This window comes from Methylobacterium sp. (genome assembly GCF_019750675.1).
GTDB lineage: Bacteria > Pseudomonadota > Alphaproteobacteria > Rhizobiales > Beijerinckiaceae > Methylobacterium.
Genome location: NZ_JAIEOF010000340.1, coordinates 1 through 19,056, shown reverse-complemented (window position 1 = coordinate 19,056; position 19,056 = coordinate 1). Strand labels below are relative to the sequence as shown.

The window sequence follows — 19,056 nt, the reverse complement described above, 5'->3', positions numbered from 1 at the left end:
GGCGCGCGCGGCGCTGGGCCACCGCGCCCCGGGTCGCCTCCAGGCGGTCGGCGGCCCGGTCGCGCTCGCGCAGCACCGCGTCGAGATTGCGCCGGAAACGCGTCACCGCCTCGGCCGAGGGCGGGCGCCCGGCGGTGTAGGCGGCGAGATCCGGGATCGGGGGGCTCAGGCGGGCCGCCTGCATGCGGATCGAACCGGCCTCGCGGGTGAGGGCGGCGTCGAGGTCGTCGCGCCGGTCGATGTCGCGGCGCAAGGCCGCGAAGGCCTTGAGGTCGGCCCGCAGGGGGGCCGGGTCGGAAAGGCCCGCCGCCGCATCCGTGGCGGCGGCGAGGCGGTCGCGTTCGCCCCGGCGGGCGGCGAGGTCCTGTTCCAGGCGGGTCAGGGCGGCGGAATCCTCCCGGCCCGTCCGGATCAGGCCCTCGATGCGGGCGCGGGCGGCGTCGGAGGGCTGGCGCGCGCGCAACGCCTCGGCATCGGGCAGGCCGATCCGGGCGGCGAGCTGGGCGAGGTCCCGCGCGAAGGCGTCGGCCTCGCCCTGGATGCGGGGCAGGTCGATGCCGCCCTTGTCGAAGCGGTCGGTGCCGCGGAACGCCTCCAGGATCTCGTCGGCGCGGGCGAGCACGCCCTCGTCCACCGGCACCGCCTCCAGGGCGAGGGAGGCCTCCGCGAGGGCCGCCTGCGTGCGGGTCGCGGCCTCGCCCGTCGCGCGCAGGGCGGCGAGCGCCTGGCCGAGCCGGTCGATCCAGGCCTCCGGCACGGCGACCGGGTCGCCCTCGGTCGCCCCCGGCACGGCCACGGCGTCGATGGCCTGGAGGAGCGGGCCGACCCGGCGCAGGCGGATGAGGCGGGCGCGCTCGGCGGCGAGGCGCCCGCGCTCCGCCTTGAGGGCGGCGAGCGCCGCCCCGGCCGCCTCGATCTCGCCGTTGAGGTCGCGCCAGTCGCCGGCCCGCAGCTCCCCCGTCCGGATCGCCTTGCGGGCCTCGTCGTAGCGGGCCAGCGCCTGGTAGAAGGTCCGGCTCTGGGCGGCGCGCGGCATGAAAATGCGCTCGGCCTCCCCCTCCAGCTCGGCCTGGAGGCCGCTGTAGCCGCGCAAGCCCGAGGCCGCCGCGAACAGGCTGGCGCCGACCTCCCCCTCGGCGTCCATCATTTCGACGGCGCCTGCCCGCAGGGCGCGGGCATCGAGGCCGAAGGCGCGGCAGAACACCTCGCGGCTGAGCCCGCCGAGGAAGGGGGCCAGCGCATCCTCCGGCAGGGCCGCGTCGGCGGCGTCCACCAGGGTGTTCTTCGTGCCCTTGCGGCGGCGGAAGCCGAGGTGGCGCCCGTCGGCGGCGCGGATCTCGGCGCCGATGCGCATCTGCGGCATGTCGTGCAGGAAGTCGTAGCGGGTGCGCGTCTCGATGCCGAACAGGAGGTCGGTGACGGCGCTGAGCGCCGAGCTCTTGCCGGCCTCGTTGGCCCCCAGCACCACGTGTAGGCGCGCATCCGGCCGGAACGTGACCGTGCGGCCCGTGAAGGGGCCGTAGCGTTCGAGGTCGAGTCTGAGGAGACGCATCGGGACCTTGGCGGGGAATCGTGTCGGGCGGTCAGCAGCGGCGGCCAGAGAGGCGCCCGAGGATCACCGCTTCGGCCTCCGCGCAGAGCGCGTCGAGGTCGGCGGCGAGATCGTCCTCGGCGGCCAGCCCCGCCGGCATCTTGGCGGCGATCTCGGCGAGCGCCGCCCGGGCGCGGGCGCGGAACTCCGGCTCGTGGTCGACCGCCGCCAGCAGGGTCGCGGGGTCGATGGCCGCGAAGGCCTCGGGGTGGGCCTCGGTGTCCGGCCGGCGGGGGCGCTCGGTCTCGATGCGCAGGCGCTCCAGCCAGATGTCCTCGTGGATGCGGTGGGCGGCGGCCTGGATCTCGGCGGTGAGGCCCTCGCGGTCGGCGGCGAGGCGGTCGTGGGCGGGGGTCTGCCCGGACAGGCGCACCCGCACGGCCAGGAGCCGCGCGGCCGCCGCCTCGGCGAGGGGCCGCAGGGCCGCCTCGATCGCTGCGACCGCCTCGCGCTCGCCGACGATCCCCGAGAGGTCGACGTCGAGGGCGTGGAAGCGGGCCTGGTCGACGATGAGGCGCTCGACACCGCTCACCCGGCCATCCGCGACCGAGACCAGGACGGCGCCTTTGGGCCCGCATTCGCGGATGCTGCGCCCCTGGAGGTTGCCCGGGAACACGATCCAGGGGTCGCGGGAAAGCTCGGCGTAGTCGTGCACGTGGCCGAGCGCCCAGTAGGCGTAGCCCCGCCCCGCCAGGTCCGCCACCGAGCAGGGCGCGTAGGTGGCGTGGGCCGCGTGGCCGGTGCAGGAGGTGTGCAGCACGCCGATGTTGAACCAGCCCGGGACGGCGGCCGGGTAGGTGAGGGCGTAGTTCTCCTCCACCGCCCGGTTGGGGAAGCTGCGCCCGTGCAGCGCCACCTTGAGGGCCTCCAGGCGGTGGGTCTCGGCCCGGGTGGCGGAGAAGCCGCGCACGGAGGCCGGCAGGGTGATCGAGCGGGTGATGACGCTCTCGGCGTCGTGGTTGCCCCGCACCAGGATGACGGGGATGCCGGCCCGGTCGAGGCGGGCGACCTGGCGGGCGAAGAACAGCCCGATGGTGTTGTCGGACCAGTCGCCGTCATAGACGTCGCCGGCCACGACCAGGAAGGCGACGCCCCGCTCGATGGCTTGTCCGACGAGGTCCTCGAAGGCGCGGCGCCCGGCCGAGGCGAAGCGCCGGGCGATCTCCGGGTCCTTGAGGGCGAGGCCGGCGAGGGGGCTGCCGAGATGCAGGTCGGCGGCGTGGATGAAGCTGAACGCGGACATGGAACGCGGACGGGGTCCCTGGGTTCGCGCGCCCCACGCGGTCGAGGTCCGGGGCGGGGCCGCAACCTCGCGGGTTTGGCGGCCGATTGCAACGCGCGGCCGTGAGGGCCGCGCGGATGCCCGCCTTTGTAGGCCGTGAACGCTTAACGCCGCCCGGCCCGAAGGGCCGTCCCCTTCATACGAACGCGACGTCGAGGTGTCCGTCCCGCCGCAGGGCGATGCGGCAGCGGCGGGAGAAGCGGTCGTCGCGGATCGAGAGGCGGAAGGTCTCGGGCACGTCCCGGGCGTCGACCACGTTCAGGGCGGCCCCCGCCTCGGACAGGCTGCGCACGGTGCAGTCGAGCCCCGCGCGGCCGTCGTCGAAGGAGAGCAGCCCCGCCTTCAGCACCCGCCGGGCGCCGGCCCCGGAGGACAAGCGCGGCGCGCCGGCGCAGCGGTTCCGGCCCGCGGCCTTGGCGGCGTAGAGCGCGGCGTCGGCGCTCGCCAGGAGGCCGTCCACGTCGGGGCCGTCCGCGCCCGCATCGAGGGCCGCCACGCCGAGGCTCGCGGTCAGCCGCAGGGTTCCGTCCGGGATCGGCACGTGCAGGTTCGCGATCGCGGCCCGCAGGGTTTCGGCCACCGCCAGGGCGGCGGCGGCGCCGGTCTGGGGCAGCAGAACCGCGAATTCCTCGCCGCCAAGCCGGCCGAACGCGTCGGAGCCGCGCAGCCGCGACCGGCAGGCCGCCGCCACCTCGGCCAGGACCCGGTCGCCGACCGGATGGCCGTACCCGTCGTTGACCGCCTTGAAGTGGTCGAGGTCCAGCATGAGGCAGGCGAGCGGGTGCCCGTGTCGCAGGGCCAGGGCCAGGGCGCCCGCGCAGGCCTCGCGGAAGGCCTGGCGCGACAGGGCGCCGGTGAGCCCGTCCGTCGTGGCCACGCGCCGCAATTCGAGTTCGCGCATCACCACGTGCGAGAGGTCGACCAGGGTCTCGACCTCGTCCGGCCGGAAGCCGCGCGGCCGGGTGTCCAGGGCGCACAGGGTGCCGATGGCGACGCCCTGCGGGGTCCGCAGGGGCGCGCCGGCATAGAACCGGATCAGCGGCGGCCCGAGCACGAAGGGGTTGGCGGAAAAGCGCGGGTCGGCGGCGGTGTCGGGCACCACGAGGCAGCGCGGCTCGCGCAGGGCGAGGTTGCACAGGGCCGGCCCCCGCGCGGTCTCGCAGGCCTCCACGCCCGAGCGGGCCTTGAACCACTGGCGATGGGCGTCGATCAGCGAGATGGTCGACATCGGCACGTCGAAGATCCGGCGGATCAACCGGGTGATGCGGTCGAAGGCCTCCTCCTGCGGCGTGTCGAGGATGTCGTAGCGGTCGAGGGCGGCCAGCCGCGCCTGTTCCTCATTCTGCATCGCGTCGTCTCATGGACCCCGGCGTCGGGCATTCCGAGAGGACCTACCCAAAGATCATTACCGAATTGCCTCGTATTATCCGCCGTTTTTCATGCAATCTGAAACTGATCGGCGCAATACGCTGCAATCCCGTCACGGCGGGAACACAATTCATCGTCCACCGGATCAGTTGCTTTGGGTCGGCCGGTCCAGGACGCGGCGGCCCATCAGGCTGGCGGCGAGGTCGACCATGAGGTGGGCCGTGCGTCCGCGCTCGTCGAGGAAGGGGTTGAGCTCGACGAGGTCGAGGCTGCCGACGAGGCCGGAATCGTGCAGCATCTCCATGATCAGGTGGGCCTCCCGGAAGGTGGCGCCCCCCGGCACCGTGGTGCCGACGCCGGGCGCGATGCCGGGATCGAGGAAATCCACGTCGAGGCTGACATGCAGGCGCCCGCCCGCCGCCGCGACCCGGCCGAGGAAGGCCCTGAGCGGCGCGACCACGCCGGCCTCGTCGATGGTGCGCATGTCGTGGACCAGCACCCCGGCCGCGCGCACCGCCGCCCTCTCGGCCGGGTCGAGGCTGCGGGTGCCCATGAGGCAGACATGGGCCGGGTCGACGGGGGCGGGCGGGGCCGGCAGGTAGCCGGAGAAGCCCGGCATCCCGGTGGCGTAGGCCAGGGGCACCCCGTGCAGGTTGCCGCTCGTGGTGGTGGCGAGGGTGTGGAAATCGGCGTGCGCGTCGAGCCAGAGCACGTAGAGCGGGCGCCCCTCGGCCGCCGCCCGGCGCCCGAGGCCCGAGAGGGTGCCGGCCGAGAGGCTGTGGTCGCCCCCGAGGAAGATCGGCAGGCCCTCGCCGCTCGCCGCGAAGGCCGCCGCGGCGAGGATTTCCGTCCAGGCCGCGAAGGCGCCCAGATGCCGCAAGGCCCCGTTGGGGTGGGCGCGCGCCGGGGCCGCGCCGGGCGGCAGCGGCGGCGGCGCGAGATCGCCCGCATCGACGATGTCGTGCCCGAGCCCCGACAGGGTCTCGGCGAGGCCCGCGGCCCGGTAGGCGCTCGGCCCCATGTCGCAGCCCAGGCGCCCGGCCCCCTCCTGCACGCGGGCCCCGATGAGGATGCAGCGCGGATTTGCCGTCGGGGGATTGGTCCCCGGCGGATTGGTCCCCAGCGGATTCGTCATGGTCCGTCTCCCTCGCGTCCGCTGCGGAACCGGCGGTGCGGCGGCCTCTCGCCCGGCCATGCCCTGCCAGGAGCATGCCCTGCCAGGACCGTGCGTGCCAGGACCGTGCCGCCCGGCGATGGGCAGGGTGGGCCGGGGTGACGACGCCTTCAAGACGCCGGTCCGCTCGGGGACGAACCGATGCCCGGAGGAGGCCGATCCGATGTCGGCGCCTCGCGCGGAGATCGGCCCGCGGGGTTCGTCGGGCAGGGGACAGGCCTCGCGCTTCGTTTCCTCCGCGCATCGCCTCGACGACACGTCGTCGTCGGATCGATGAACGGATCGGCGGTGGCGGCAGGAGCCCGTAATCGCGAGGACCGATCGAACAGCGTACGGTTTTGGTCTGGGGGCTGCCGCTCCACTTGGAGGCGAACCATTCTCACGGGGCCAACGTCTCGCCCGGGTGCGCCCTTCGGCGGCGCGGCCCGCGCCGGGATGCCTTCAGCGGCAAGCCTTTGTTAACCATTCCGGTCCCAGCCTCCGGGGGTCCCGCCGGAGCGGGTGCGACACCCGGTCCGGTCCGGTTCCGTCCTTAATCCCGCCGGGTTCTCGGAGCCCAATGGTCCTCGGCCGCCGGGTCCGCCGCGAGGCGGCGCCGACCGGTTCCTGGTACAAGGAGTCTACCCATGATCAAAACGCTGCTGGCGCTCCTCACCGTCGCCGCCGTCCTGACGATCCGGGCCTTCCTCAAGCTCCTCTGGCTGCCGTTCCAGAGCTTCGGCGGGCTGTTCCGTAACCGGCCCGCCGCCACCTGACACGGGGCGCCCGCCATGTGACGGGTTGCCGGCAAACCCTCAGCCTGATGCACCACGGGTTGCCCGCTTGGCGCCCGCGCGCCGTGGCCGGGCCGCCGGCCTGCCAGTCTCCTTCGCCGACTCCCGCGGCTGCCGCTTGGCCGGCCTCTTGACCGGGCGACCGGCCGGTTCGCCGGCCCCGGCGCCCGCCGCGTGCGCGTCGAGAAAGCGCCGGCAGGCCTCGAACCGCGCCTCGACCTCGGGCGGACAATCCAGCCCCCGCGCCTCCGCCAGGCGGCGCGCATAGGCCAACATGGCCGGGCTCGGCGCCCGCTCCGCCCCCTTCGGACCCTCCGCCGCACGCGCCCCCGCATGGGCATCCAGGAAGGCCCGGCAGCGGGCCAGGCTGCTCTTGCATCCCCGTGGCAGGGGCACGCCCTTGCGCGCGGCCAGGGACACCGCGAAGGCGACCATGGCGGGCGTCGGCACCCCGCCGCCCCGCCCCGGATTTGCCTCCGCCGGAATGAGGCTCGGATCGAGGTTGACGGCTTGCGCCCGCGCGGTGGCGGCGATGAGCCCGTCCAGGCGCTCGCGGGTGCGCCGCCGGAAGCTGTCCGCCCGCGCCCGCGCCTCGTCCCGGGTGGTGGCCCGCCCGATCTCGGCCAGTTCCGCCTCGAACATCGCCCGCCCCACCGGATCGCCGTAGGCCGGGAACACCCGCCGCACCGCCGCGATGAAGGCGCGTCCCACCTCCGTCACCGTGATGGCCGGGTCCTTGCCGCCGGCGAGCGAAATGTAGTGGCTCTTCAGGAGCTTGGGCAGGATGGTGTCGCGGGTCGCCGCCGTGCCGAGCCCCTTCGGCTCGTTGGGGTTGACGGGGTTCTCCAGGGCCCGCTTGGCGGCCGGATCCTCCACCTGATCGATCAGGCGCCCCATCACCACGGGCAGTTCGCCCCGGGTGATCCGCCGGGGCGGCTCGGTCACGGCCTCGGCGATGTCGGCCCCCGTGGCGCTCGCCCCCGCGCCGTCTCGCACCGGCGGCAGGGACCCCGCGCTGGCCTCGTCCTCGGCCCGCGCTTTCCCGGGCACGGCATCCACATCGACCTCCGCCTCGGTGCCGTAGACCGCGCGCCAACCCGGTACGCGCACGACCCGCCCCGTCACGCTGAAGCGCTTGGCCCCCAGCGCCGTGGCCACCTCCGCCGCCACCACGGTGCGGGCATCGATGCCGTCGGGCAGGTGCGCGGCGCAGTAGGCCCGCGCCACGAGGTCCCACAGGCGGAACAGGTCGGCGGCGAGCCGGCCCGGCGCGGGTACCTTGCGCAGGGGCACGATGGCGTGGTGCTCGCCCGGATCCCGGACGTAGTGCCCCTTGGCCCCGCGCCGGATCACCGGAGGCCCCGCCGCCGTCAGGATCGCCACGTCCGGCAGCGCGCTCCCCACGGCGGCCAGCACGGCGGCGGCGTCCCCGGCCTGCCCCTCGGGCAGGGACTCGGATTCGGTGCGCGGGTAGCTGAGGTAGCCCTGGTCGTAGAGCTCCTGGGCGAGGCGCGCGGTCTGCTGCGGGTCCCAGCCGAAGCGCTTGGCGCAGCGCCGGGCCAGGGTGTCCTTCGAGAACAGGCGCGGGGGCGCGCGGCGTTGGTCGCGCTGCTCCACCGCGAGCGGCCCCGACCAGGCCGCGGCGGCGGCCCGGATCACCTCCGCCGCCTCGCGCTCGAAGATCCGGTCCTTGGGCATGTGCCACAGGGTCAGGGCGGCCCCCTCGGCCGTCTCGAGGTGCAGCGCGACCTTGAAGAAGTCCTGCGGCACGAACGATCGGATGCGCTCTTCGAGGTCGGCCAGGATGGCGAGCGTCGGCGACTGCACGCCGCCGAAGCGCCAGGGCTCGCGGAAGGCGGCCGGGCGCAGCTTGAGCGAGATGGCCCGGGTACCGTTGAGGCCGAGGTGATAATCCTCGTACTGGCGGCAGAGGGCTTCCAGGTAGGCGGCGTAGTCGCGCGCGCCGGAATCCGGCTCCCGCGCCAGGGCCGCGAAGGCGCGCCGGATCGAGACGTCGTCGAGGGCGCCGAGTTTCAGGCGGTCGACGCGCCCGCGCCAGCCGAGATGCTCCAGCACCTCCCAGGCGATCATCGAGCCCTCGCGCCCCGGATCGGTGGCGATGATCACGCGCTCGACGCCCCGCAGCGCCTGACCGATCGCCGCGAGCTTGCCCGCATGCGACTGGCCCGAGCGGTTCGTGCCGCAGCGCACCGGAATGGTGTCGACCACGATGGGCAGGGCATCGAAGTGCCAGGGCTTCCATTCGGGACGGATCTCACCGGGCTCCTCGGCGGCGAGGAGGTGCCCCTCGGCGGAGACGCAGACGGTATCGGGCGAGCGGAAGAAGCGCTGGAGCTGGCGCATCGCCGACGGTTTCTCGAAGAAGAACAGCGTGCGGCCCGCCCTCGGGGCTGCCATGGCGGCGGCCGTCATGCCCGCCGGCCGCCACGTGGGGCAAGGTCCGGGCCGGCGCGGCGCGAGCAGTCAAGGGCCATGCTGCTCTCCTGCGACCGCGCGACTCCAGCCGCGCCGAACGAGTTCCCGCTTCGTTCTTATTTAGCGGCAGGTGCCCCCGCGAGGCAAGGGGCTACCGGCGGTATCGCCAGAGACGCCATGACAGGGGAGAGCGCGCGCGTCGGAGCGCGCGGCGCCGGACTTCGCGACAGGCTCGGCGGTCGCCTCGCCCCAGTCGACCTGTCGGGTTCCCTTGAGCGGAGGATCTCGACCTCGTCGCCGATGCGGAACAGGTTCGCCCGCGGCACGATGCTCATGCTGCGGGGCTGCGGCCGATCCGTCGGTGCGGGAACGCTACCGACCCGATTCGATTTCGCTGAACACGCGGGCCAGCTCCGCGAGCAGGTAACGCGCGCGCGGATCCTTGATCTTGTCGAAGGATTCCTTGAACAAAGCGCTTTCCGGTGTCGCCTGCGAATAGCTACCGTCGGGAGATTTTTCGGCCGAGCCGGCCTCCGGCCTCGACTCGTAGAAATAGTTGATGTCGACGCCGAGGGCTTGGGCAATGCGATGAAGCTTCTCTGCCGCAATCTTGCTTCGGCCGCTCTCGTATTTCTGGACCTGCTGGAAGGTCACACCGAGGGCGTTGCCTAAGTTTGCTTGGCTGAGGCCGGCAGACCGTCGCAACGATTTGATACGATGCCCGATCTCTCCTGCGCTTCCATCTTTGTTCGTATCTGACATTACCGCCATACTCGGAGCTGTTCTTTTATCCTGCCCTCACGACTCGCATGAACCAGCGAGACTAACTGTGTGATCTCCTGATCCCTGCTAATCGGCGCCGCGGGCAGTGCGAACAAGCGTGTTGCCGAAGATTGGGATGCGACGGACATGATCCGCAGGAATACGTGCTTGATAGCATTGTCTTCGCCCTGGGGCATATCCGTCGGAATACCGAGTGTGCCGCCGAAAAATCGTCAGCCCGCCCGACTGTAGGGCCGGCTCGTCCCCTCCCACAACTCCGACTTGCAGCCTCCATCGGGCGCCCACCGAATTGCGCGGACGCTACTGACTTGGGTCGCCATCGCCAATCCTCCGCACAGTTCACAATGTCGTATGCCTTATACCAGAACATTCGCCTCAAAAGCGAGCGAAACGCATTGCATTAATATTTGTTATCCGGGCCGGGGTTTGTTCGGCCATCAACTTGAAATGCCGATCGAATTTATGGGCGGACCGAGAATATCGATACCCCGCCATCCGTGCGATCGCCGCAGATTGCCGACACAGCACCCCTGCACGACAATCAAACCAAAGGAATACGCCTGAGCTTCATCGGTATTTTTGCATATTTTGATGCTGAAATACACTAAAACGATTGATTTCATGCTATAGAAGGCATTATTCCATGGGAAATAAATACCCCCGATCTTGAGAAACAAATACCCTGTGGATATCCGATAGCCGAATTGGCGCTTCGGGACGAGCCTCCGCAGCGGCTCGGGGGCACAGGGCAAGGATCGTTCGCGACGGGCCTGTCTGGTCCGCGCCTGCCGACCATCGCCCGTAGCGGCGGCGCGCCTGGGCAACCGAGGAATTCGACCCTGCCCGCATTGGCCGGGCGGCGGCGGCAGCCTCGGCCTCGGGGCGCCCCGTCCGGGTCGCCTGGGCAGCCCGCGCCCCGGCCGCCGCCCGAACCCGGCAAGCCCAACGGTCCTGGCTGATGGGTCGTCCACGCGACGATCTCGACGGGCCGGCCAGCGGGCGGGCAGCCGGATCGCGCGACGGCCCCTCGACCAGGCTCGCGAGCCGCGACGGAGACATTCACCAATCAGGAACCAAGACTCTAGCGTTATGCGTGAAAAAATCGCCTTTGAGGAATAATTTTGGACCAAATGTTCTTATACAGGTTGTTTTTGCGCCGATCCTCCGAAGGCCGGGAGCTGAACCGATGTTGGATGCCAGCGAGGAACGCAAGCGGCTTACGGCCCTTCGCGATCTCAAGATCATGGATTCCGACCCCGATCTTCATCTCGACGCGGTCTGTAGAATGGCCGCGCATCTCTTCGACGCTCCGATGGCGGCCGTTCAACTGGTCGACGAGAACCGGGTCTGGCTCAAGGCCAAGGTCGGGATCGAGATCGACAGCCTGGCGCGCCAGGGCGCGTTCTGCGACCTGACCATCCGGGGCGCGGGCAACACCCCGCTGATCATCGGCGATCTTGCCCGCGACGCGCGCTCGGCCAGGAGTCCGTTCGTCACCGGCGAGCCCCATGCCCGCTTCTACGCGGGCGTGCCCCTCGCGCTCCGGTCCGGGCTCAATCTCGGCACGTTCTGCGTGATGGACCGGAAGCCGAGAACCGATCTGCCCGCGCGCGCGATCCGCCAGCTTCAGGATCTGGCCCTGATCGTGGAGGCGCACCTGCGCCTGTACGAGACCCGGCGCGCGAGCGAGATGGAGTCCGGGCAGCGCTGCGCGGCGGAGCATGCCCTGCGCGCGAGCGAGCAGCGCTTCCGCCTCCTCGCCGAGACGACGACGGACGTCATCATCTGGTCGGACATGGACACCACCCGACGCTACGTCTCGCCCTCGGTCAGAACGGTGCTGGGCTACGATCCGGATGCGCTGATCGGGACCAAGCCCCTGGATTTCGTCCATCCCGACGACGTCGACGCGTTCCGCCGCGTGCTCGACGATTTGACCGGGGGCCGGGTCGACCAGGCCTCGACGTGCCAGCGCTACCGCTGCAAGGACGGCCGCTGGCTTCCGATGGAAGTCTCGCAGAGCCTGGCGCGCGACCCCGTCACCCAGCGCCCGACCGGCTACGTCACCTCGCTGCGCGACATCACCGAGCGCAAGGCCGTGGAGGATGCGCTGCGCGTCAGCGAGGAGCGCCTGGCCCTCGCGCTCAGCAGCGGAAGCGACGGCCTCTGGGACTGGTCGGTGCCCACCGGCGAGGTCGAACTCTCGGAGCACTGGGCCGCCATGCTCGACTACGATGCGAGCGAGGTCCGCCACCACATCAAGTCCTGGAACGCGCTCATCCATCCCGACGACGCCGAACGCTCCCGGCGGGCCATGCTGGACCATTTCGAGGGCCGCACGCCGACCTTCGCGTGCGAATACCGCCTGCGGGCCAAGCAGGGTCACTACATCTGGCTTCTGGCGCGGGGCAAGGTCGTCAGCCGCGATGCGAACGGCGCGCCGCTGCGCGTCGTCGGCACCCATTTCGACATCACCCAGCGCAAACGCGACGAGCAGCGCATCGCGCACCTGGCCCTGCACGATCCCCTGACCGACCTGCCGAACCGGACGCTGTTCTGGGAGCGGCTCGATCGGGCGCTGCGGGATGCCGGGCGGAACGGCACGCGGTTCGCCGTCCTCGCCTGCGACCTGGATCGCTTCAAGCAGGTCAACGACACCCTGGGACACCTGGCCGGCGACCGCCTCCTGCGCTGCATCGCGGACCGTCTCCGGGCGGCCGTTCGCGACGGCGATACGGTGGCCCGCCTCGGCGGCGACGAATTCGCCGTGGTCCTGGGGCCGATCACCCATCCGGGCGATGCGAGCCACCTGGCGGCACGGGTGATCGAGGCGGTCAACCGGCCGGTCGACCTCGGCGGCCACAGGGTCTCGGTGGGCGCGAGCATCGGCATTGCGCTCTGCTCCGGCGGCCTCGACGGGAACGAACTCTTCAGGCGATCCGACGTGGCGCTGTACAAGGCCAAGGCCGCGGGACGGAACACCTACCGCTTCCACGATTCTCCGATGGAAGCGCAGGGAAATTCGGGCCATTCGCGGGACTCGGGCGACCCGGGCAATGTGGGCGATTCGCTCGAACGCGACATGCGCGCCGCGATGAAGCGGGGCGGCTTCCTGCTGCACTACCAACCGATCGTCGATCTCGCGACCGGGTCCATCACCGGGTTCGAGGCCCTGATGCGCTGGCAGCATCCCCTGAAGGGCGCGATTCCACCCAGCGCGTTCATTCCCATCGCGGAGGAGACCGGCCTCATCATCTCCCTCGGCGCCTGGGCCCTGAAGGAAGCCTGCCACGAGGCAGCGTCCTGGCCGGAACCCCTGAAGATCGCCGTCAACGTGTCGGCGCTCCAGTTCCAGCAGATCAGCATGGAGGAGACGGTCGCCCACGCCCTGGCACAGTCCGGGCTCGCGCCGCATCGCCTCGAACTCGAGATCACCGAGACGATCCTGATGCAGGATGCGGAGGCGGTGGGCGCGAGCATCCGACGCCTGCGGGCCCAAGGCGTCCGCATCGCCCTCGACGATTTCGGCACCGGGTATTCGAGCCTGAGCTACCTTCACCGCTTCAGCTTCGACACGGTGAAGATCGATCGCTCCTTCGTCGCCGGGATGATCAATCCCCGGACGGCCGCGATCGTCCGGGCGATCGTGACGCTCGCCGTCAATCTCGGCGCCCGCATCACCGCCGAGGGCGTCGAGACGCCGGAACAGCGGGACTTCGTCAGGGCGGAGGGCTGCACGGAGGTCCAGGGCTACTTCTTCAGCCCGCCCCTGCCGCCCCACGACGTGCTGAAGCTCATCCGCGACGGTCGCCCGCTCGTCCCCGGGTGATCCGGCCCGCCGGCGGCCCTCAATTCATCTGACTGCGCTGCTCGGCGCTCTCGGCCCGGACCATGGCACGACCGATCTCGAGGAGCAGCATGTCGCTCATCCGGCGCAGGAGCGGCTCGGGAAGCTCGTAGAGCGCCTGCCGCATGGCCATGCAGTACTCGGCCGCGAGGGGCAGGGGATGCTGGTGCGCCTCGGGTCGCGCGTCCCCGGTCGCATCGGGATGGTCCTGCGTCACGTCGATGAGGAGAACGCGCCCCCACTTCGGACGCCCCGCCGCGTCGCGCTGGATCCGGCCGCGCGCGAGGATCCGGCGCGTCACGCCGTCGACCGAGCGCACGCGGTATTCCTGCCGGTAGGCGCGCCCGGCCAGCAGGCTCGAGGCGATGTCCCGGCTCGCGCGCTCGCGATCCTCCGGATGGACCGCTTCAAGGTAGCGATCGAGCGAGGCCCCGGCCCGCGCGACAGCGGGCTCGAGATTGAACAGGAGTGCGACGGCAGCGTCGGCATAGATCCGGTCGCGGACGATGTCCCACTTCCATCGGCCGACGATGTCCGAGGCGTCGAGCTTCTCCTGAAAAACGTCCGGCGACGCTTTGGCAGCAAAGACGTGATGTCGTCCCACCTGGCTGCATTCCTCAGTGGTTCCAGCGGACCCGGCGTGCGCGGAGCGAAGGAGAAAACAAGGAACGACGCGAGGTCATCCGCGCCCGACGCTCCGACGTCCTGCGGGGCGGCGTCCTGCAAATCGGCAATATCGTGCAAACATTCGGCACCATAGAGAAAGCGATGGTCCCGAATTCCCGAGTCGACGGCAGATCTAGCATGTTTGGTGCACCTGTCACATCGTGTCCAGGCGGGCGCGACGTTGTTGCGGGGCGCGACCTGAGATCTGTCATGCGAACCGGATTTCCTTTGAGACGAGCAACGGATTCACCCGCCGACGCAGTCATGTCTTGGGCGCCGCGTCCGTCGTATCGGCCCGGAGACGCGCGCGAACGCCCGACGAGACCGTCTGCTCAGGCGGTCCCGTCAGTCCCCGGGACCCCTGCGTCTGGACATCCTCGGCCCGCGTGATGGACGTCCCGAGTGCGGCCTCGATGCCGGCGAGGTCCCGCACCGACCGGCTCTCGCGGATGTTGGTGGCGACGACGCCCGCGGCAGCGCCCGCGAAGGAAACGATGCTCGGAATGAAGTGCCAGCCTGTGGCCGAGGGCGAGATCGCTGTTCTCCATGGAGTGCACGCAAACTGTCTGCGGCCTCTTCTCGCGACCGTGGAGGGTCCTCGTCGGGCCGCCCATCACGGCACCGGTCATCGACGCGCTCCTGGCCCCCAGATCTTGGTCGGCAGGTGCGCGGCGATCTTGGCAAACCGCTCGTCCGTGGACGTCGCCGCCAGCCTGGACCTTTCAGTGGAGTCAAAACTCCCCGGAGCAACGCCGACCGAGCCCGGCAGCAGAGCCGGTTGCAAGACCCGCGCTGCCCCCGGCCACTGTTCCCGCGGAACGGTCTTATCCAACCCGTCGCGCAACGATCGTCGTTCGCGGCGTTTGGACCCAACCCTTGTCCGTGGCGAGCGGGGAGAACGCCTTGTAGGTGTCTTCGTGCACGTTCTCGATCTCGAAACCACAGATCGCAAGGATTCTTCGATACGTTTCCAGAGTGTAGGTCCAGAAGATATAGGATCGCTCGGGGTAGGCCGGGTCACCGTTGAAGCGCCCGATCGGCTCGTCACCTGGGATGATGTCGGTATTGATCACGATCCGCTTCGAAGCGACCCTGGCGATCGAACCGATCGCGCGCACCGGATCACCGAGATGCTCGAGAATCGCTCCGAGTATGACAACATCGAAGGTCCCGATTCCGTCCGGCAGATCGTACACGTCGCCGTATATCGCGCGCGCACGAGAGCTCAGTTTCTGGTGCGTAAACCAGTACGCATTCTTCCAGGTGTCGAATGCCGCCGTCTGGGCCCGAACCCATGACGCGTGATCCGTCACGTAGGGTGTTCCGTGAAACGGCAGCAGATGCTGACGCTCTGCCGTATCGAGATCGAACGACACAACCTCTCGGGCACCCGCCGCTTCGGCCGAGAAGCTCAAGAACCCGGAGGCCGTCCCGACATCCAGAACACGGGCACCGGTCAGATCGACGTGCCCGGTGTAATCGGCATACCGCCCGCGGAGATCCCAGTGTCCCTCGATCGTGGTTCCATCCTTGAGATCAATCGTATGATAGAAAAAGCATTTCTCACGATCGATTCCAGAGCGTGGGCTAGCCCAATTCACCTGCATTATAGGCTCCTGTTGTTGGAAATTGAACGTTCTGCCTATGATCGGAAAGTCCAATCATCGCTGCGGAATCTGCACCAGCCGTCGACGCTGCGTGGCACGGCATCCAGCGGTGGATGATCTGTCAGCGTCGCCAGGATCTCGCCATCGAAGTAAGCCTGGCCGGCAGTCGGCGCGGCGCGGCGCATCAGAACCTGCGTGAAGATGGGAACGGCAACCGGGCCTTCGTCGGCGGCACTGTGCCGAGGCGATCCGACCCAGGTCGGGCGAGCTGCCGTCGCCAGGACAGTCTCGACGCCTTCCCCCTGAGACAGGGCACGGCGACCGGCCTGGAAATGGAGTGCGAGAAATCCATCGAGATCCATGGTCACGAGGGGCTGAGTCTCGGATCGCCATGTCGTATCGGCGAAGGTCAGCTGTGTTTCGGCCGCGATCCTCGGCAGGATTGGGGTCCGCTCCTCGGGTTGAAGCTCCGGAAGGTCGGACGGCCAGGAGGCGACGAGTCTTGTCCCCACCAAATTCTCTATCTCGTTCATGACATAGCGATAGAGTACCAGCGTCGGATGATCCGGCGTCAGAAACATCCTTCGATCATGATAGTTGTCAAGGACGAAATCCGAGATCTTAACTTGGCAATCAAAAGCCTGTTCTTGTTCTTTCAGCCTTCGCGTCGTATCGGCAAAATAGGTTTGGATGGCTTCCTGGGATGGATACTCCGCTCGAACGAATCGGGAAAACGCACTGCAATCCCAAAACTCACGGCTGAGTTCGACCAAAGCCGGAAAGTACCAGCCATGGTGGCCCCAGAACCAATCCTTATCGGCTCCGGGCGAATGCCCGTGCCATTCCAGCCAAGGAAAGCAGATCGTTGGAACACCGCATTCCTCGCAAGCCTCCTCGAGGAAGGAGGTATTATAATCGCCCTTGTTCTGGATCGGCGAATAGATAACCACGTCGTAATCGCGCAGTTTTTCATAAGGAAAAGGTTTGCCTGAGGCAACGACTTGAAAGTTGATCAGAAGCGTAACGTGGTGCCGACCTTGGGGCCCCAATTCATCGATCAAGCGCTTCAGGATCAGTGCGTGACACCCGCCGTAGACAAGTAAATTCACGGGCGGCCCCTCCTACACATGCGGAATTTTTGACAGAAACATTCCGATTTATTGAATTGCGACTTGTCTCATCAGGAAGCCGAGCGGCCGAGGATCACTCGAGTTTCCAAAGGACGCGGGCGAACGACATCCTTGACTTTCCAAGATCAAACAAAGCGGCAACCCCGATGTCGCCGCCGGGATGTCGGGAAGATCGATCTCAATAGATCCGTTATCCCTGCAGTAATTCCTGGAGGTATAATCGAGACCCTTCTCGGTCGCCAAGCTTACTTTGATGGATACGCCGCTATGAAGCAACTCTCCGAATAGAATAACTTTCCGAGCCCCGGGGGCGGGGACCACATAGATCGAGCCTGGCTCCGGACCAGACCAAGGATGCTCTTTCGAGGTGCCGAAAAACCCGAAAACGCGGACAAATTGTTGATGTTCGGGCGAACCTGTACTGATCGTTTGCCCCACCCGCACCGGCTGGAGGACCATTCTGTTGTCGCTCAGGTCGCGCCGACGCAGCCAGCGGATCACTGAAATGAGATCCTCGGGGCTCGCCCTCAGATCCTCGGAGCGCCTCGCCTCCAGAGCCTCCGACAATCGAAGGCGCCGGATGAAGCTGTCATCCAGGTTTTGAAGGGCCGTGCTGTCGGTCGTTGGCGCAGGCAGACTTCCGAAGAATGAGCCGTGCGCGACGGAAGCGAGCATGTCGCCATCGAGCGCGGCAAGAATTCTCCAGAAATTCAAATCCCCATGCGGAATGATGTCCGGCAGATACTCCGCATCCTCCAGGTTTTGTTGCGTCCCAAACTCATAGGCCGCCTGAAGGACTTTCGAGGCTCTGTACAAGTCGGGCTGATCGCGAAAGTAGTCCTGCAAGGCCTGCGTCAGGCGCATATTCATGCCTTGTCGCAGTATCGCCGACTGGGCGTAATCGACGATCCGGTTCGGCCCGATATCCGCGATCAGAGTCGGGTCGAGTGCGAAGCGACCTTGGTTCAGGAGATCGAACGTCGTCCGTGCGGTCGAGAGGGCCTCTGCCCAACGCTCGTCCGCTTCATCCTCCACGCCACCGAGACATTCGACATCGATCAAGCAGGTTGCGTGAGCATTCCCTCGACGGCGCAGCAGCGCCTCATGACGGATGATGAAATCGAGGAGTTCGCCGACATAGCTCCGGCAACTGCTCCGCATCGCGTAGGAGCGACCGCGTTCGCCCATCGCCGCCAAGCCGGTCCTGTCATGGCGCAAGCGAAGGATCGCATCGGCAATCGCATCGACGTTGCGTGGTGTGGACACCTTGATGACGGCATCGTGCGGGATTTCCGCGTAACATCCCGTATTGAAGACGATGACGGGTTTGGCCGTGATCAGCTGCTCGATGAGCGAAACGGACGACCCTTCGGTGTTCGGGAAGCGTAAGTTTATGAACGCATCCGCTTGAGCGCAGAGGATCTCCAACTCGTCCTGGGACAGATCGAGGGCAAACCTCACACAGCGCTCGAGGTTGTGTTCACGGACGATATTCTTGAGATGGTCGACGTAAGTCGTCGCACCGGAAAATCCGGCCACGACATAGGTTATCTCATCCCGCAAGACCTGTTTGCTGGCGATAGCCAGAAGGATGTCGTCAATACACTTGGTAGACTGAACATGCCCGAACGAGACCAAGGTTTGGCGCGACTGCGCACCGACAGGCTCCACGTACCTCGCAGCGGTCGGACGCTGATCCCAGGGCATGCCGAGTTGTAAGACCGGCCCATCGAAGCGCGGCGATGCGTAGGCTTCAGCATAAGCAGAATGAACGATCAGGGCCGAACCGAGCTGAAAGAGCGGCGCGCCCATGGGATCCAAGCCGCAGAGATCGGAATCCCAAATCGCGTAGTGTAGGCCCTTCGTCTGGGTAATATTCGATTGCCGAATCCGCCGCATGGATTCCGGCTCGCCGTAGCGCGCGAAAAGCGCCACGAGATCGGCAAAAGCGCTGCTCCCATCGTGGACGATCTTGGCAAGGAAATGCTGATACACATAATCATGGCAGATGATGATGCCAGGATAGTTCTGAAGTACGTCAAAAAGAGCCTTATGATGCTCTTCATTATTGCCGATATTGTATATCAGCACGTCGAACATGCTGTAGAATTTGCTGTCTGGCGTCGCGGAAGCGATATCGACGAATCGGTGGTGGGTTGGATAGAGCCCTTCGACGACCGGTGCGATGATTGTCAGATCAATCTGACCGCCGGCATGCTTGGCGGGAATCGCGTCTGTTACAGCCTTGCTGAACGTTCCAACTCCCGTCCGGTTGTTGAATGGCGTGACCCAGCCGATTCGCAGCTTCATGCAACGAGATCCTTAGCCATATCAGCCCAAGACAGCACCGCATAGGATGTCGATAACCGCCCGTTGCTTGCCATCTGCTTGTACAAGCT

Annotated in this window: 12 protein-coding genes; 2 read left to right on the top strand and 10 right to left on the bottom strand. The window is 67.9% G+C overall.

What is annotated here, in order from left to right:
- The 4 genes from K2X24_RS17205 to rocF form a co-directional block, all read right to left on the bottom strand.
- Positions 1-1,552: AAA family ATPase (locus K2X24_RS17205; protein WP_292499551.1), on the bottom strand; the 1,552-nt coding region annotated here is incomplete at its 3' end.
- Between the two features lie 31 nt (positions 1,553-1,583).
- Positions 1,584-2,834: a DNA repair exonuclease gene (locus K2X24_RS17200; protein ID WP_292499550.1), complete on the bottom strand. Its 1,251-nt coding sequence runs from the start codon at positions 2,832-2,834 to the stop codon at positions 1,584-1,586.
- A gap of 175 nt (positions 2,835-3,009) precedes the next feature.
- Entirely contained in the window at positions 3,010-4,221 is a 1,212-nt protein-coding gene (locus tag K2X24_RS17195) for a sensor domain-containing diguanylate cyclase (RefSeq protein WP_292499549.1), read from the bottom strand.
- Between the two features lie 165 nt (positions 4,222-4,386).
- Positions 4,387-5,376 (bottom strand): arginase, encoded by a 990-nt coding sequence (gene rocF, locus K2X24_RS17190; RefSeq protein ID WP_292499548.1) that lies wholly within the window; start codon positions 5,374-5,376, stop codon positions 4,387-4,389.
- Positions 5,377-6,041: 665 nt separating this feature from the next.
- Here rocF and K2X24_RS17185 point away from each other — a divergent pair.
- Positions 6,042-6,170: a hypothetical protein gene (locus K2X24_RS17185; protein ID WP_279578357.1), complete on the top strand. Its 129-nt coding sequence runs from the start codon at positions 6,042-6,044 to the stop codon at positions 6,168-6,170.
- Between the two features lie 39 nt (positions 6,171-6,209).
- On the opposite strand, the gene K2X24_RS17180 is transcribed toward K2X24_RS17185, so the two are convergent.
- Together K2X24_RS17180 and K2X24_RS17175 are read right to left on the bottom strand one after the other, a co-directional pair.
- Positions 6,210-8,606 (bottom strand): DNA topoisomerase, encoded by a 2,397-nt coding sequence (locus K2X24_RS17180; RefSeq protein ID WP_292499547.1) that lies wholly within the window; start codon positions 8,604-8,606, stop codon positions 6,210-6,212.
- A gap of 390 nt (positions 8,607-8,996) precedes the next feature.
- Positions 8,997-9,386, bottom strand: a complete 390-nt coding sequence (locus tag K2X24_RS17175) for a helix-turn-helix transcriptional regulator (protein WP_292499546.1) — start codon at positions 9,384-9,386, stop codon at positions 8,997-8,999.
- Between the two features lie 1,207 nt (positions 9,387-10,593).
- Between K2X24_RS17175 and K2X24_RS17170 the strand changes: the two genes are divergently transcribed.
- A complete protein-coding gene (locus K2X24_RS17170; protein ID WP_292499545.1) occupies positions 10,594-13,236 on the top strand; it encodes an EAL domain-containing protein in 2,643 nt (880 codons plus the stop codon).
- Between the two features lie 19 nt (positions 13,237-13,255).
- Here the strand turns inward: K2X24_RS17170 and K2X24_RS17165 are convergent, their stop codons facing one another.
- The 4 genes from K2X24_RS17165 to K2X24_RS17150 all read right to left on the bottom strand — a co-directional run bounded on the left by K2X24_RS17165 (position 13,256) and on the right by K2X24_RS17150 (position 18,967).
- Positions 13,256-13,858, bottom strand: coding sequence for a PAS domain-containing protein (locus K2X24_RS17165; RefSeq protein WP_292499544.1), 603 nt, complete (start codon positions 13,856-13,858; stop codon positions 13,256-13,258).
- 886 nt (positions 13,859-14,744) lie between these two features.
- Positions 14,745-15,527 (bottom strand): bifunctional 2-polyprenyl-6-hydroxyphenol methylase/3-demethylubiquinol 3-O-methyltransferase UbiG, encoded by a 783-nt coding sequence (locus K2X24_RS17160; RefSeq protein WP_292499543.1) that lies wholly within the window; start codon positions 15,525-15,527, stop codon positions 14,745-14,747.
- 35 nt (positions 15,528-15,562) lie between these two features.
- Complete coding sequence (locus tag K2X24_RS17155) at positions 15,563-16,636, bottom strand: WcbI family polysaccharide biosynthesis putative acetyltransferase (RefSeq protein WP_292499542.1); 1,074 nt, start codon at positions 16,634-16,636, stop codon at positions 15,563-15,565.
- Between the two features lie 48 nt (positions 16,637-16,684).
- The gene (locus tag K2X24_RS17150) at positions 16,685-18,967 is read right to left on the bottom strand and encodes a glycosyltransferase (RefSeq protein ID WP_292499541.1); all 2,283 of its coding nucleotides are present in this window, start codon (positions 18,965-18,967) and stop codon (positions 16,685-16,687) included.
- Positions 18,968-19,056: the final 89 nt, after the last annotated feature.

Excerpts from the sequence above, each read along its gene's own strand:
- K2X24_RS17200 (WP_292499550.1), bottom strand. The coding sequence starts at position 2,834 with ATGTCCGCGTTCAGCTTCATCCACGCCGCCGACCTGCATCTCGGCAGC.
- K2X24_RS17195 (WP_292499549.1), bottom strand. The coding sequence starts at position 4,221 with ATGCAGAATGAGGAACAGGCGCGGCTGGCCGCCCTCGACCGCTACGAC.
- rocF (WP_292499548.1), bottom strand. The coding sequence starts at position 5,376 with ATGACGAATCCGCTGGGGACCAATCCGCCGGGGACCAATCCCCCGACG.
- K2X24_RS17185 (WP_279578357.1), top strand. The coding sequence starts at position 6,042 with ATGATCAAAACGCTGCTGGCGCTCCTCACCGTCGCCGCCGTCCTGACG.
- K2X24_RS17180 (WP_292499547.1), bottom strand. The coding sequence starts at position 8,606 with ATGGCAGCCCCGAGGGCGGGCCGCACGCTGTTCTTCTTCGAGAAACCG.
- K2X24_RS17175 (WP_292499546.1), bottom strand. The coding sequence starts at position 9,386 with ATGTCAGATACGAACAAAGATGGAAGCGCAGGAGAGATCGGGCATCGT.
- K2X24_RS17170 (WP_292499545.1), top strand. The coding sequence starts at position 10,594 with ATGTTGGATGCCAGCGAGGAACGCAAGCGGCTTACGGCCCTTCGCGAT.
- K2X24_RS17160 (WP_292499543.1), bottom strand. The coding sequence starts at position 15,527 with ATGCAGGTGAATTGGGCTAGCCCACGCTCTGGAATCGATCGTGAGAAA.
- K2X24_RS17150 (WP_292499541.1), bottom strand. The coding sequence starts at position 18,967 with ATGAAGCTGCGAATCGGCTGGGTCACGCCATTCAACAACCGGACGGGA.